General features: G+C 37.7%; 11 protein-coding genes and 1 pseudogene. 4 read left to right on the forward strand and 8 right to left on the reverse strand.

From position 1 onward, the window contains the following. Nucleotides 1-3: 3 nt before the first annotated feature. The gene (pepF, locus tag EL101_RS07720; protein WP_096596310.1) at nt 4-1,803 is read right to left on the reverse strand and encodes an oligoendopeptidase F; all 1,800 of its coding nucleotides are present in this window, start codon (nt 1,801-1,803) and stop codon (nt 4-6) included. Between the two features lie 131 nt (nt 1,804-1,934). Between pepF and EL101_RS07725 the strand changes: the two genes are divergently transcribed. Beyond that, nucleotides 1,935-2,258, forward strand: coding sequence for a hypothetical protein (locus EL101_RS07725; RefSeq protein ID WP_096596311.1), 324 nt, complete (start codon nt 1,935-1,937; stop codon nt 2,256-2,258). A gap of 719 nt (nt 2,259-2,977) precedes the next feature. Here the strand turns inward: EL101_RS07725 and EL101_RS07730 are convergent. The 3 genes from EL101_RS07730 to EL101_RS07740 all read right to left on the reverse strand — a co-directional run bounded on the left by EL101_RS07730 (nt 2,978) and on the right by EL101_RS07740 (nt 6,742). Beyond that, nucleotides 2,978-4,237: an aminoacyltransferase gene (locus tag EL101_RS07730; protein WP_096596312.1), complete on the reverse strand. Its 1,260-nt coding sequence runs from the start codon at nt 4,235-4,237 to the stop codon at nt 2,978-2,980. A gap of 29 nt (nt 4,238-4,266) precedes the next feature. Beyond that, nucleotides 4,267-5,532 carry an aminoacyltransferase gene (locus EL101_RS07735; protein WP_096541254.1) on the reverse strand — a complete coding sequence of 422 codons (1,266 nt, stop codon included), beginning with the start codon at nt 5,530-5,532 and terminating at the stop codon, nt 4,267-4,269. Between the two features lie 175 nt (nt 5,533-5,707). After that, complete coding sequence (locus EL101_RS07740) at nt 5,708-6,742, reverse strand: M42 family metallopeptidase (RefSeq protein WP_096596313.1); 1,035 nt, start codon at nt 6,740-6,742, stop codon at nt 5,708-5,710. A 141-nt stretch (nt 6,743-6,883) separates the two neighbouring features. On the opposite strand from EL101_RS07740, the gene EL101_RS07745 reads away from it, so the two are divergent. After that, nucleotides 6,884-7,975, forward strand: a complete 1,092-nt coding sequence (locus EL101_RS07745; RefSeq protein ID WP_096596314.1) for a prephenate dehydrogenase — start codon at nt 6,884-6,886, stop codon at nt 7,973-7,975. Nucleotides 7,976-8,055: 80 nt separating this feature from the next. Here the strand turns inward: EL101_RS07745 and EL101_RS07750 are convergent. Further along, nucleotides 8,056-9,317 (reverse strand): annotated as a pseudogene (locus EL101_RS07750) (Y-family DNA polymerase). 148 nt (nt 9,318-9,465) lie between these two features. After that, a complete protein-coding gene (locus tag EL101_RS07755; RefSeq protein ID WP_096596316.1) occupies nt 9,466-9,873 on the reverse strand; it encodes a sporulation protein in 408 nt (135 codons plus the stop codon). Between the two features lie 112 nt (nt 9,874-9,985). Here EL101_RS07755 and EL101_RS07760 point away from each other — a divergent pair, with 112 nt between their 5' ends. Next, entirely contained in the window at nt 9,986-10,171 is a 186-nt protein-coding gene (locus EL101_RS07760) for a 2-hydroxymuconate tautomerase (protein WP_019166547.1), read from the forward strand. Nucleotides 10,172-10,226: 55 nt separating this feature from the next. Here the strand turns inward: EL101_RS07760 and EL101_RS07765 are convergent, their stop codons facing one another. Further along, on the reverse strand, nt 10,227-11,198 hold the full coding sequence (locus tag EL101_RS07765; protein ID WP_096596317.1) for an LCP family protein: 972 nt from the start codon (nt 11,196-11,198) through the stop codon (nt 10,227-10,229). Nucleotides 11,199-11,336: 138 nt separating this feature from the next. Here EL101_RS07765 and msrA point away from each other — a divergent pair, with 138 nt between their 5' ends. Beyond that, the gene (msrA, locus tag EL101_RS07770) at nt 11,337-11,855 is read left to right on the forward strand and encodes a peptide-methionine (S)-S-oxide reductase MsrA (RefSeq protein ID WP_096596318.1); all 519 of its coding nucleotides are present in this window, start codon (nt 11,337-11,339) and stop codon (nt 11,853-11,855) included. 271 nt (nt 11,856-12,126) lie between these two features. On the opposite strand, the gene mprF is transcribed toward msrA, so the two are convergent. Beyond that, on the reverse strand, nt 12,127-14,640 hold the full coding sequence (mprF, locus tag EL101_RS07775; protein ID WP_096596319.1) for a bifunctional lysylphosphatidylglycerol flippase/synthetase MprF: 2,514 nt from the start codon (nt 14,638-14,640) through the stop codon (nt 12,127-12,129). Between the last annotated feature and the right edge of the window lie 13 nt (nt 14,641-14,653).

Consider the following 14,653-nt stretch of genomic DNA (forward strand, 5'->3'; position numbering starts at 1 on the left):
ATATTAAATTTCAGTCGTTAATGACTCTAATTCGTCCACTAATTCGCCAATATAAGCAATCGTATCTTTAAGTGGTTGATCTGTTGTAACATCGATACCTGCAAGTTGTGCCAATTCCACAGGGGACTTACTTCCACCTGCACTGAGTGTGTTCAACCAATCTTGAACTGCAGGCTCACCTTCATTTTTAATACGTTGTGCCATTATCGTACCAATAGTTAAACCAGCAGAATATGTGTATGAGTATAAGCCCATATAGTAATGTGGTTGACGCATCCAAGTTAATTCCGCACCGTCTGTAATTATCACAGTATCTCCCCAGAATTGTTCGATGACTTGTCGTTTAATCGCATTCAAAGTAGGGGCGCTAAGTGATTCACCTTGATCGACACGTTGATATACTTCGCGTTGATATGCAGCTTCAAGTAAATGTGTCACCATATTATGATAGTACGTACGAGAAATAATCGAAGCAATCGCCCAACGTTTGAAACGCGCATCATTACTGTTTTTAAATAAGTAATTTAACATTAACATTTCGTTCATTGTCGATGGTGCTTCAACAAAATACATAGACGCATCAGATTGTAAGTAATTTTGATGCTTTTGGGCAAATGTAAAATGTCCGGCATGGCCCAGTTCATGTGCTAAGACGAACGCTTCAGTCATTTTACCTGTCCACGAAATAAAGATGTAGCTATGTGATGCATAAGGGCTTGCACAATAAGCACCTGTTTCTTTTCCTTTATTTTGCGGGAAGTCAATCCAACGCGCATCATACGCTTGGTGCAGCATGTCGACATATTCTGAACCTAATACATCTAATGCACCAAAAATGTATTTTTTAGACTCTTCAATAGTAATTTCTGGTTCAAAAGTAGGGTCGATAGAGATTTTTAAGTCTTCAAATTTGAGTTCATCTAAACCATTCGCTTGTTGAACAAGTTTCGCATACTTACGCATAATTGGCGCTAAGTCGGACATAATTAAATCAATTTGGCGGTGATACATTTCTAAAGTAACATCTTGTTCTTCCAATAAATACTCAATGACAGAATCATAACCACGCAAGTCAGCCTCAAGTTTTTCACGTTGAACTTGCGCATTATACACTGCAGCAGTCGTATGTTCATACTTTTTAAGCGTATCGCTAAAATGACGGAAACTTGCACGACGAAGCGCTGTGTCGTCATGATCTTCGTAATAACCTTCAAATGTCGTATAATCCATGTCATATGTTTGACCGTTGACTTCAAATGTACCGAAATCAATATCTAACATTTTAGTCACACCATAAATATCATAGGGCACATCTAAAGCTGTTGACATACTTGCAAGTGCTTCTTCAGCTTTAGGATGCAATTGATGCGGCTTTTTCTTTTGTAATTGTGTTAAATAGTAGCCATAACCTAACTCTGAAATCGCTTGTTGCATCACAGCATCATCGAGATTTAATAGTTCTGACTCTACAAATGTCAATTGGCTTAAAACTTTGCCATATTGTGTAGAAAATAGGGCGTTTAAACGTTGTCTTTCAGCATCTGATGTATCGACACTATGGAGAAGTTCCGCATAGTTACCCGCACGTTCTAATTCAACGAGCAATTGCGCATATGTATTTAAACCTTTTTCAATATTTTCGACAGTATTGAGTTGGTTTTCGTATTGCGCTTTAAATGCTTGAGCTTCTTGCGGCAATGATTTCAGCGCTTGTTCATAACTTTCCGAATTAGGATATAAATCCGTCAAATCCCAAGTTTCTGCTGTAGCAACTTCTGAACGCTGTGGTAGTTTTTGTGACATAATAAAACCTCCTTAGAAAATATATTAATCTCATTATAACGTTTTTTAACATCTTTTTGCATGTGAAATCATTACACGCGCCATTAAAAATCTAGTATAATGAAGGCTAAATACAAAAAGGAGGTTCATACATGGCCATTTTAGACATGCCAAACTATATTTGGATTACACTTCTTATCATGGTTGTTTTAACATTGTTTTGTACACTTGTCCTTAACAAATGGTTCATTACAGCAATCATCATGTTCATTGTACTCGGTGCTTTAGCATTTATTTTGCCAAACTTTAAACCGATTCATTATGAACCTTTATTAGGTTTTGCAGCGTTCGTCGCAATCTTGAGCTTAATTTTAAGTCTCATTTTATGGTTTATGACACGTGACTGGCGCAAAAAACGACAATTGAAAAAGTATGAGAAAGAACGCGCACGCTTTGAACAACAACATCGTCCATAATGATAACGAACCCAGTGATATACTTAAGTCATTGGGTTTTTGTGATGTTGACATGATGATGCTATTGATGCGCTGATTAAAGATAATAGGGTCAAAACGATAATCTATATACAACTTCCTATAATATATATTATGTAAACTAAAAACCGCATTCAAATTTAGTACTGCTATAAAACGCATATATAGCACTTTAATTACATATATACATATCTATTAATATATGTGCGATTTATGTACGATTTTTACGACATATACGTACATATCACTACAGATTGATGCTGACTGAACCCAATCCTCAGTCATAACGTGCCTTAATGATATTCACAGCTTAAATATAAAAAAATGTATTACAACCGGTTACATAGTATGCATACGAATTTTGGTGTTAATGACTGAATCATCCATATTAAAGCATTGTTGCAACGACATGATATAAAATCTATACGTTACATCCTATAAAAATGGGATTGAACTGTGTATATTAACGGTTCAAACACATGTATTTGTACTTCAAATATTTGCTCTAGTAACCGCTTAAATGACTGGTTTTAAAGCCACATTATATTTTATAGGTTGACATAACATAAATATAATTAATCCGAATTTTTACTACTTTCCGCCAAAATATCCATTAAAATCTTTCAATTGCGCATTTTTCGTCCAAAAATAAAAAGCCAGTCGCTTTGCATGACACAAAGTACGGGCTTTTTATCGTTCGTTTATCGTTTAATTTTTGAGCGCAATCGATTTAACACATCAAATACGAAATATTTCACTTTGTGAATCGGTTTATAGAAGTCACCAACGAGCTCTTCAATTTGCACACCGAATCCACGTTTAAAGCGATACACACCATAGTCCTCACTATTCTCAGTGAAATCGCCTGATACGCCGTAAAAATTATAACGCTCATAACCATGGTCAAAGCAGTAATTAATCATAAACCAATGCATCGCGTAAGGTCCCATAAAGTGATTGTATTTCTCACTTGAACCGCCAGAGAAGTAATTAATTTCATACGCATTCGCAAAATAAACACCTGCTGCTAAGTTTAACACAGAGCCGTCCGTTTTACGCAATTCGCTTGCTTTTAACATCTCCTGTTGATCATGGTCGATTTGTTTATCTAATTCCGCAATTTTCTTAATTTGCTTATCCGATTTGTTTTCATTCGCCATCATTTGATCACGGCGCGTTTCTTTGTCATTTAAACTTTGTTGCAACGACGTAATATACTCATCTAAATCAATATATGCTAATGGTACGAGCGCTTTATGACCATATGTGTTGATAAAGTTTTTAAAGTATTCGTCCGTTTTAGACACAAAACCTGCACGTTCTTCAGTTTCGCGGTATAACTCTAAAAATTGATCAAATTCATCCGCTTCAAGAAATCTTACTTTCACGCCAAAATTCGTCGCTTTATTAATATTACGTTTACGCTGGCTATCGAATTGCTTCTTCAACGTTTGTGGTGTGTGACCTTTTAAATCCAACACACCCATCCATCTCACTTGGCTAGACGTATCATAGGATGTTGTAAAACCATGATGACGATAACCGTGTGACTTAAATAGCTGTACCAGTTTATCGTTAGGCATTTTGTCGCCAATAGGATGAATGTCTTTGTCATACACTTGATAAATCCAATACGGGTCCATTTTGACGTATAAGCATTTGTTTCTATTTAAATATTGGTCTAATGCTTTCAAATAAAAATCGGCTAATCCTAAATCGCTATAATCCATGACGGGACCACGATTCGAATAATAAACATAACTTCCTGCTGTTGGAATTTTGGAAAATAAGCTCGCTGCTAAAACTTGGTTGTTGTCATCTTTCACGCCTAACAGTACCACTTGAAAATCGTCTGCTTCTCGTGTTGCAATATTTTCTTTCACCTGAAAATAATGGCTTTCTAATGCAGGATTTTGAACAAATTGGTCGTATTCTTCAACTGTTAATTCTGTAAATTTCATACCAATAAATCCCCTTCTCTTCACTCATCTTATCTTTTAATCTTCTCTTTAAGCTGTTTTAATGTCGTATAAATCTTATAGACCGGTTTTTGAACGGGTTTAATAAAATCACCTACGTATTCAATGACATCTGCGTTATAACCTTTTTTGAACTTAACCACGCCAGCATCTTCCGCATCTTCAGTAAAGTGACCACTAATGCCATAAAAGTTGTAACGTGGAATATGGTGTTCAATTGCGTAGTTAATCATTTCCCATTGAACGGCATAGCTTCCTGCAAAGTGACGGAATTCATTTGCTGTGCCACCCGCATAATACACCACTTCAAACGGATTAATAATAAAGAAACCTGCTGATATCGGTAATGTGTCACCATGTTTCGCTTGTAATTGTTCCGCTTCTTGAATTTTAGCTTGATTCGCTTCTAACTGTTGCATTAAATTGTTCTTCTTATTCAATGCTTTTGGGTTATCTGGGCGTTTCTCAAGTTCTTTTTCAGTTTTAGCAATTTGTTTGTGGAAATCTTGCTCTTCAGATTTCAACTCTGGTATATACGTTGTAAAATCGATGTAAGCTAAAGGTACGAGTACACGATCTTGATAGTGTTTGAGGCGGTGATAATAAAAGTCATCTTCGCGGTCCACAAAGTCTTTTGTTTCCGATGTCTCTTCCATGAACGAACGGAAAATATGTAACTCATTTTCATCCAAAAAGCGCACTTTCACACCATTTTTTTGCACTTTTTTCGTATTACGCTTTCTCAAACTATCCATATTGCTCAGTATATCTTTCGCTGTTTTACCTTCAACATCTAATACAGAATGGAAACGAATTTGTCTCACTGTGTCAAATCCCGTTGTAAAGCCTTCGTGTTCAAAGCCGAGTTGTGTCATTTTGTCAAAGAACCAATCATTTTGGAATCGTTCAATCACTTCGCCGTCATGGTTACGCTTTAACATTGGTAAGTATGGATCGACTCTGACATATAACGCATTGTATTTTTTAACATATTTCGCGAGTTCATTAAAAAAGAAATGAACGAGTTCTTGATTTTCATAATCCATCACAGGGCCACGGTTCGTATAAAAGTATTTGAACACTTTCATGACCGGTACTGCAGTTAATAAACAAGCGGCTAATACTTGGTTTTGATTATCTTTAATACCAACGAGATGTGTTTCGACACCTTCTGCCACCTTGAGCTCGTAGTTCCCTACCATTTGTGTAAAATGGCTGTATGGCATACTATCCGTGAACGTACCGAATTCTGCCGTCGTTAAATTTGTAAACTTCATTTTTAATACTCCTATTTCTCTTTATATCTTTTAGCGATATTACATTTTCTGATATACCCTTATTCCATTATCTTTAAAAGACATACGATCTTTTTCATTTCCCTCATAAACACCCTTGTAGTCTTTCTACATTTTAACGTATTGCGTTACAATTCGCCAACAAGACGTGGTGCGACTACACTAATTTCGAAAAACAATAGGCTTCTAATAAGGCTTGCGCTGCTTTAATCGAATACAAATGCGTCCGTTCCATTGCATGAGAAGACTCAATACCTGCACCGAAAAGACCGTGCTTTACATCTGCACCTGCTTTTAACGCCGCTGAAGCATCTGAGGCATAGAATGGGTAGAGATCTACTTTATACGGGATATTGTGTTTCTGACATAACGAGACGAGGTGATGGCGTAGTTGTTTATGATACGGTCCTGAAGCATCTTGTGCACAAATCGACACCGTATATTCATCAGACGCTTGACCATCTCCTAATGCGCCCATATCAAATGCAATAAACTCTACAACTTTTGGGTCAATACTTGAATTTGCGCCATAACCAATTTCTTCATTATTCGAAATATAAAACTGAATCGTATGTGGTAAACGGTCCTCACGATGACGATACTGTTTTAAAAATTCGATAATGATTGCGACACTGACTTTATCATCTAAATGACGTGACTTAATAAAACCTGAAGCTGTCACTTCTGTACGCGGATCAAAGCTGACAAAATCACCCACCTCAATACCTAGCGCACGCGTTTCATCGGCTGACGTCACTTTCTCATCAATGCGAACCTCAATATGCTCTTGATCACGCGGAATTTCATGATTGTTCGCATAAACGTGTGGCGACGTTTCATGCAATAGTATGGTCCCTCGGTACGTTTGACCTGTTGCTGTTTCAATCGTACAGTATTCACCTTCAATCGCGTTGTAACGGAAACCACCAATTAACGCTAAACGCAGTCGTCCATTGTCTAAAATTTCTTTGACCATCGCCCCTAACGTATCTACATGCGCCGTAATACATTTTTTCGCTGTATCATCGTCGCCTTTCACCTCAATTAATAAGCCACCCTTTCTCGTTAACTGTGTGTCATAACCATAAGCTTCCACCGTTTGCTGTACATAGGCTATCGCACGGTCCGCATTACCTGATGGGCTATTAATCGCAGTCAGTGTTGTTAAAGTTTCAATCACAGGTTCATTCATTGTTATGTCCTCCCTTACATCTTTATTTCTATTGTACCGATGATTGTATAAAATCTCACGTAATCATATAAGCACTATTGCAATTAAACGCGTTAAAATGTTAAACTATGGCATATTTATAAAAATAGAGGCGGTGTTAGCATGACCCACGTGTTTTTTGTTGGTTTAGGCTTAATAGGAGGTAGTTTAGCAAGTAATATTCAATATTTTCATCCAGATATCACGATTTCTGCTTATGACGCACATCATGAGCAATTAGAACGTGCCTTATCCATTGGCATTATCGATCAAGCATCTTCAGATTACGAATCGACTTTACAAGAAGCAGATATCATTATCTTTGCGACACCCGTACAAACGACAGTACAGTATTTAAACCAACTTCCTCAAATGAAGACGAAACCTGGTTTAATTGTCACGGATACAGGGAGTACAAAATCTACCATTCAAGCATTTGAAAAGGAATTACTCTCAGCTGACATCCATCTTGTTGGTGGGCATCCCATGGCAGGAAGTCATAAATCTGGTGTTTTGAATGCGAAAAAACATCTCTTTGAAAATGCCTACTATATCCTTGTTCATCAGTTAACAGAAAATCAAGCGGCCGCGCAACGTATTGAACAACTGCTTGCACCGACTCGCGCGCGCTTTATTCATTTAACTGCTGATGAACATGATCAAATTACAGGAGTTGTCAGTCATGTCCCTCATCTCATTGCTTCAAGTCTTGTTCATTTAAATGCTTTTTACGCAGCGGATGCCCCATTAATTCAAGACTTAGCTGCAGGGGGTTTTAGAGATATTACACGTGTTGCAAGTAGTAACCCTGAGATGTGGCGCGACATATCCATTGAAAATAAAACACATATCGTCTCATCATTGAAGCAACTACAACAACAGCTTACTGAAACCGTGGCTATGCTTGAACAAGGTCATGAGGAAGCGTTATATCAATTTTTCGACCAAGCTAAAACGTACCGTGATGGCCTACCTATTCGAGGGAAAGGCGCAATGCAAAGTACGTATGATCTTTACGTCGATATTCCTGATAAACCGGGGATGATTTCGAAAGTGACCGAAATATTAAGTCAGCATCAAATTTCTATACGGAACCTTCGAATTTTAGAAGTGCGTGAGGATATTTACGGCGCTTTACGTATTAGTTTTAAAATGGCTGAAGATCGTGACGCGGCAATAACTGCACTTTCTGATTTTGATACGTATTTAAGTTAAAGTATCACGGTGGTATTTATATCAACATTAGGCCTGGATGATGCGCTCCAAGCCTAATGTATAACCATGACAGGGCTTTTTTACATTTGATGCCCTGCCATTAATCCTAAGCGGCCATATTTCGTACCCGCTTCAGTCAAGGAAATCGCTTTTGATACGACGCCTCTTCCATATTTGGCTTGTAATGCATCAATCGTTTTCGCCAACTTCTCTTGACGGAGCCGTTGAAATTCATCCGTAAACAAATCTAGATTGCGTTCATTCTCATGCATCAATTGTGTGAGTGATACACTAAGCGTCCGATACAACGCCCCTTGATCACAATGCATATCCGCTAAACGCTTCACCTCTTTATAAATGTCTTGATCTAAATTTGTCCCCGTATGTAACGTATACTGTTTCGTTACATGGCCACCCTCTTTGTACCCCATAGAAAAATGAATCGTTCGTGCAATTTGCTGACGTGCTCTCAAACGTTGGGCGACATCTTCAATCAATTCTTGCATGACGACGTGTGCTTCACGATACGTATAATCACGTAGCAAAATTTGACTCTTACATATCGAAGGATTAATAATCTGATACGCCTCATTCATCCGGCTTTGATCTATCCCATGTGCATGTAGATGCCAATCCACCCCTAAAATACCAAAGTCCCGCTTCAAATATTCATACGGATAGTGTGCCAGTTGTCCAATTTTAAATATCCCTCTTTGATTCAATTTTTTCTCTGTCTTTTTACCAATACCCCAAAACGAACTGAGTGGCGTAATCTCCCACACTTTGTCAGGCACATCTTGATAACGCCATTCCGCAATATAATCCGGACGCTTTTTCGCCTCATGATCCAGTGCTAATTTACTGAGCAGCATATTCGAGCCAATCCCTATCGCACAGTGCACTTTCGTTTCATCATAAATTTCTTTAATCAGACGCTCACAAAACGTATGTAACGTCGTATTGAAGCGGTAGTAACTCTTCGTCACATCCATAAAGAACTCATCAATACTGTACTGATGTAAATCTTCAGCCGGCACATAGCGGAGTGCAATTTCAGAAATTTTAAGTGACACTTCTAAATAACGTCGCATACTCGGATTAATAATATAAATGTCATTATGATGTGGAATTTCAAACAAACGCGAACCTGTCTGAATCCCCATCGCTTTCAGAGGAGGTGTCGCAGCAAGTACAACAGACCCTTGCCGTTTCGTATCTGCAACGACTGCGAGTTTTGTCGTCAGTGGATCGAGCCCTTTCTCAATACAAGACACACTCGCGAAAAAACTTTTTGATCAATACATAAAATGTCCCTATCTTCTAATAAATGATAATCATACATCACATTTCACCCTTACTTATCAACCTGATGTTCTTAGTATACACGAACACTTGTTCTGTAATCAAGATAAAAAGAATGTATGTTCTGTTAATCATAAAAATAAAGGTAGCTACGGCAATATAGGACCGCACCTACCTTAAAGTCGCCATTAACGATGATATGGAATGACCGCTTCCGTTTCCTCATCAACACCATAATCAATATAAACATGTGTATTGAGGTAAACATGACTTTTATCAGATTTGAAATTTAATGTATCAGGGTGAAAATGAAATGGAATCTCTTTTTCTTCACCGACATCAATAGTAAACGCTTCGTCTATCTCAAAACGATTCAATTCATGTGAAATCGTTGAAAAATCACTCGTTTCATCATCATTCTCATATTTTTCAATCATCGTTAAGGCGATATGATTCACTTTTTGATCACTTTGTCCCGCTTTTAAATAGATTATTCCGGCAATCGCATCAGATACATCAAACGTTTGCTGTTCTAATCGAATAAACACCTTCATACCATTGATGCCTAGAGATGTTAATACGTTGTCAAAACCCATAAAATCCCTCCATGTTTCATTTCTTTACTCTTATCATACCGGGTAATGATTCTATCGTGCAACTATGAGCAAAAATGGTATAATAAAGGCAAAGTATTAGGAGGTAGGAACGATGCCAATAGTAACAGTTCAATTATTAGAGGGGCGCAGTGACGAACAATTAAAAAATTTAGTTAAAGAAGTGACAGATGCTGTGGAAAGTACAACCCATGCTGACCGTAGTGCAATTTCTGTAGTCATTCAAGAAATGAAAAAAGAACATTACGGTGTCGCTGGCGTACGTAAATCTGACCAATAAAATCAAAGCACATACAAAACGAGCCTGAGCTCAACACTCAGACTCGTTTGATACTTTAATCTTCCAAAAAGGCTTTAATTCTCTTTTTATTTTCAGCTTTATCAATACCTAAAGCTGATCCCCCATCATTCGTCGTAATATTTTCATAGCTGCCTTTTACGGGTACACTGAGGGTTTTAATATCTTTATCTCCTCGAACGATAAAACTGAATCCTGTTTGATAAATCGCTGAATCCGGCATATCGGTACTCACATAACCACGCATAATACCTGCGAGCTTCGGTGCTTTGAAAATAGATGAAGGTTGAACCAATTGCTGCTTTAATGCCGTCATAACTTGTTGTTGTCTTCGCACACGCCCAAAGTCACCTTCTGGGTCATTACGGAAACGCGCATAGCCAAGTAACTCTTTACCATTTAAGCGATGATTCCCTTTTTTCAAAGATACACCAATTTTTTCGGACATATCTTTTTCTACGTTAATCGGTACACCTTTTGGCGCAAGTTCATCAATCATAGCTTCAAAGCCTTTAAAATCTAAAGTGGCATAATATTCCGGATCAATTCCTAAATTCGACTTTAACGTTTGGCGCAATAGCTCAGGGCCACCTAACGAATAAGCCGCATTAATTTTATAACTATTGTATCCAGGAATATCGGCATAAATATCACGCATCACAGAGACGATTTTCATATCTTTCTTAATATAGTCATACTGTGCAACCATAATCGAGTCAGTACGTGATACCCCACCATCTTCACGGTCAGCACCTAAAATGAGTACGGTGGCTTTACCATCATTTTTAGATGCACCATTGAATTTGTGTATCTTTGGAGCTTGATGCTTGTCCTTAGCAACTTCAAGTCCGTTTTTGTAACTTGAAACAGCATACACGACAGAAACAAGAATGATAAGGATCAACGCCGATATCACAAATGGCAGTTTTCGTATCTTTCTCTTTTTTCGACGTTTCAATGTTTTCTCAGAAGAGTTTGAGGTGCTACGATTCAAATTGTTTTCTTTCATCTTATCAACCTTATATCTTCAAAATTGTGTACTGATGTATTATAATTAATACACACTAACGTTATATAAATTTATTTTAAAAATCAAGTAAAAACAATAAAAATGGTACCAAGGTCTCATATAGGGAAGGATGTTTAGATGAATATCAACACAGCATATTTCGCAGGCGGTTGTTTTTGGTGTATGACGCAGCCGTTCGATCAAAACGAAGGCATTGAAAAGGTAAAGTCTGGTTATATGGGAGGACACGTCGATCATCCGACATATGAACAAGTAAAATCAGGCGAGACAGGGCACTATGAAACTGTAAAAATCGAATATGATGTCGCGCTTTTTTCTTACCAAAAGCTGTTAGAAATCTTCTTCTCAGTAATCGATCCGACAGATGACGGTGGCCAATTCCAAGACCGCGGTTCACAATATCGTACTGCAATTTTTTATACGAATGAAGATCAACGTCAAGTGGCTGAATCGTATATTGCTTCATTAGAGGGCACATTCAATCACGACAAAGCGATTGCAACCAAAGTGTTACCGGCTTCAGAATTTTATGAAGCAGAAGCCTACCACCAAGACTTTTATAAAAAACAACCTGAGCGTTTTGCACAACAAGAAGCAGAACGTGAAGCTTATGCTAAAGAACACGGCATTCAATAACATACGCAAAAAGGGAACGGGACATAAAACAACAGCATCAATTTTTTGTATCCCATTCCCCCTCATTTTTCGACTGCTTTAAAATCATTAATGAATCATAAATCTATGAATGGATTGAGGTTAGGATAGTGTCCTAGCCTTTTTGTTATGCACCGTGAAAAACAACTTCGTGATGTCTACTTAAAATTCCACCTACCACTTAAAAACGGCCTCTATCATTACAAAAGGGACCCGAACAATCAATGTCCAAGTCCCTCATTTCAATCTATGTTTACTTTTTACGAATCACCCGTGTGACTTTCAACAAGCTTTCCCATGCGCTTTGACCTCGGTGATAAATGAGAAAGCGTGATTCCCAATCCGGATTAAATTTACTTTTATATTGACGCAAGCCTTGGAAACTATACAAACCATTAAAATGTTCGTAAAAACGGCCAGCAAACTTTTCTCTTAAATGACCATATGGCACTTGACCGACATTCGACAAGGTTGCCATGCCCATATTAAAGCGTTCGTAACCTTCTTCTTGTGCCCACAAAATCATATGCAAATAAAGGGCATCCATAAACGGCAATCCTAGTGACTTATCCCAACGAATTAAGTCGACTGACACCGTTGTTGAACCTTCTACAGGCATCAATGTACAAAACGCATCGATACGGCCTTCTTCATTTTTCAACACAGCAACGGGGGCCGCATTGATATAAGACGGTGTAAAACGACCGACTGAGAAATAAAACTCTTGCTGCTTCCCTAACCATTCACGACTAATATCATGGAGGCGTTCGTATGTCGCTTCATCTAACGGCGTATCGAGAATCTCAAACTGATAACCTAACGACTCTAATTTATTTAATGTCGCACGGAAACCACGTCGCTTCTTCCCTGCAACGGTAAAGTCAGACACTGGAATGAGCGCTTCTTCACCCAATTTAAAAAACTGATTGCCGAAATCATGATATAACGTCAAATAATCTTTAGAAACTTGATAAAAAATGACATCGCCACCTAAATACGTTGCATATTCATAAAACTCGGTTAACAGTGAATAGAAATCTGAACTGTTACCCACTGGATCACCAAGTACAATAAATGAACTACGATCGTGACGGTACATGACAAATGCCGTTTTTTGTTCGTTCACAAACACAAGCTTGTCTTCACTATACAACAAATGACTCAGTAGATGACCACCATATTGCTTTAAAATGACACTAGCGATTTGTCGGTCATGCAACTCTCTTGGACGACGATAATTCCATTCAAAGATATAAATGAGCACAACGACTAAAATCGTCATACCGATAATCGACAACCAAAATGTCGAACGCAGCAAGAAGAAATCAACTTTAGGGGGTAACACATCAAGTGCGAATAAAAACTCACGCACAAGCAATTGATTGAAATACAGTAAAATCACACTAATAACAACCATCGCTAATATCCCTTTCATGCGTACAGGTCGTTTTAATACACGTGATTTACGATAAGCAAAAATCAATGCCGCTAAAATTAAGACGATGATCACAACTAACAATGATAATCCGTACACGTATAAATTAGACAGTAACAAAATGACCATCGCTACAATCGCAAATAAAATCGCGCGTTTACTTCGTGCAACAATCCCGCGTAAATTAAGTAATAAAATCAAACTCGCACTAACGTTAAATATGTACAACAATGTAAACAATAAATGATGTTTCTTGTTGGCTGCATCAAAAATAATCGAAAAATTGTTCAGTAATAAAATCAGACTCATCATAAAGACTAATGTACTCAATGCTAATGATGGTACTAGACCAACTAAGTCTTTTTGGAACGATTTTAAAAACCCAGACAATTCTTTAGCCGGTAAAAAGTATTTGGATTCGAGCATATATTTACGTGCTGCTGTACCAAATTCAAATACAGTTAAGACAAGTGCAATGAGTAACGGGAAGAAATAATACGCAAAACGATAAAGTAATAACCCTAAAACGACCTTTTCTTCCGCTACACCGAGCTGTTGTAGTCCAAGTAAGACGATGAGGTCAAACGCCCCAAAGCCTCCAGGAATAAACGACAACAGACCCGAAATCGCCGCAACGATGAAAATACTTAACACGATTGGAAATGAAACGTTCACCCCTACAAGCATAAAAGAACAGTAAAGTACGATACTCGCAAACAACCATTCCATACTCGATACAAAAGTGAATACAGAACCTAACCAACGCGCAGACCGATCAACCGGTGATACCCATGAAATAATAATAAAAACGGGTAATAAAAACGCTACAATATAGAGAAAAACAGTAAACCATACCGATGTACGATCTAAAAAGCTAACATCTAAGACATGTGTCACAATGAGTATGGATAGAAAGCTCAAACCTGTTAACATGGACGTCAACATGTATGAAACAAATTTGACTAACTTCTTACGTTCAGTCGTATACGAACCATAAAACCATAATCGTACGCTCGCACCAATAAAACCGCCAAAACCGATAATATTGTTGAACGCATTAATAATATAGCCGACACGTAATGCTTTAAATTTAGATAAGGATAATTTAAAGCGTGCTGTTAAAATGACATCATAAAGTGATAACAAAATCACCGAACTCCCGCCGAGTAAAAAGAGACTAAACGTTTCCATTCGGCTAATTTCATTAAATAAAAGAAAGACACGTTTAAAATCAATTTGTGCTAATTCTCGTCCTAATATGATAGAAATCGTTACAATCAAAAAGAGAATAAACGCAATTTTGAAATATTTTAACCAATGCTGTTTTGTCATGAATAGGGGTCCT

Source organism: Staphylococcus delphini, assembly GCF_900636325.1.
Lineage (GTDB): Bacteria > Bacillota > Bacilli > Staphylococcales > Staphylococcaceae > Staphylococcus > Staphylococcus delphini.

What these genes read in the sequence shown, in the direction of transcription:
- pepF (WP_096596310.1), bottom strand. Translation starts at nt 1,803, where the DNA reads ATGTCACAAAAACTACCACAGCGTTCAGAAGTTGCTACAGCAGAAACT.
- EL101_RS07725 (WP_096596311.1), top strand. Translation starts at nt 1,935, where the DNA reads ATGGCCATTTTAGACATGCCAAACTATATTTGGATTACACTTCTTATC.
- EL101_RS07730 (WP_096596312.1), bottom strand. Translation starts at nt 4,237, where the DNA reads ATGAAATTTACAGAATTAACAGTTGAAGAATACGACCAATTTGTTCAA.
- EL101_RS07735 (WP_096541254.1), bottom strand. Translation starts at nt 5,532, where the DNA reads ATGAAGTTTACAAATTTAACGACGGCAGAATTCGGTACGTTCACGGAT.
- EL101_RS07740 (WP_096596313.1), bottom strand. Translation starts at nt 6,742, where the DNA reads ATGAATGAACCTGTGATTGAAACTTTAACAACACTGACTGCGATTAAT.
- EL101_RS07745 (WP_096596314.1), top strand. Translation starts at nt 6,884, where the DNA reads ATGACCCACGTGTTTTTTGTTGGTTTAGGCTTAATAGGAGGTAGTTTA.
- EL101_RS07755 (WP_096596316.1), bottom strand. Translation starts at nt 9,873, where the DNA reads ATGGGTTTTGACAACGTATTAACATCTCTAGGCATCAATGGTATGAAG.
- EL101_RS07760 (WP_019166547.1), top strand. Translation starts at nt 9,986, where the DNA reads ATGCCAATAGTAACAGTTCAATTATTAGAGGGGCGCAGTGACGAACAA.
- EL101_RS07765 (WP_096596317.1), bottom strand. Translation starts at nt 11,198, where the DNA reads ATGAAAGAAAACAATTTGAATCGTAGCACCTCAAACTCTTCTGAGAAA.
- msrA (WP_096596318.1), top strand. Translation starts at nt 11,337, where the DNA reads ATGAATATCAACACAGCATATTTCGCAGGCGGTTGTTTTTGGTGTATG.
- mprF (WP_096596319.1), bottom strand. Translation starts at nt 14,640, where the DNA reads ATGACAAAACAGCATTGGTTAAAATATTTCAAAATTGCGTTTATTCTC.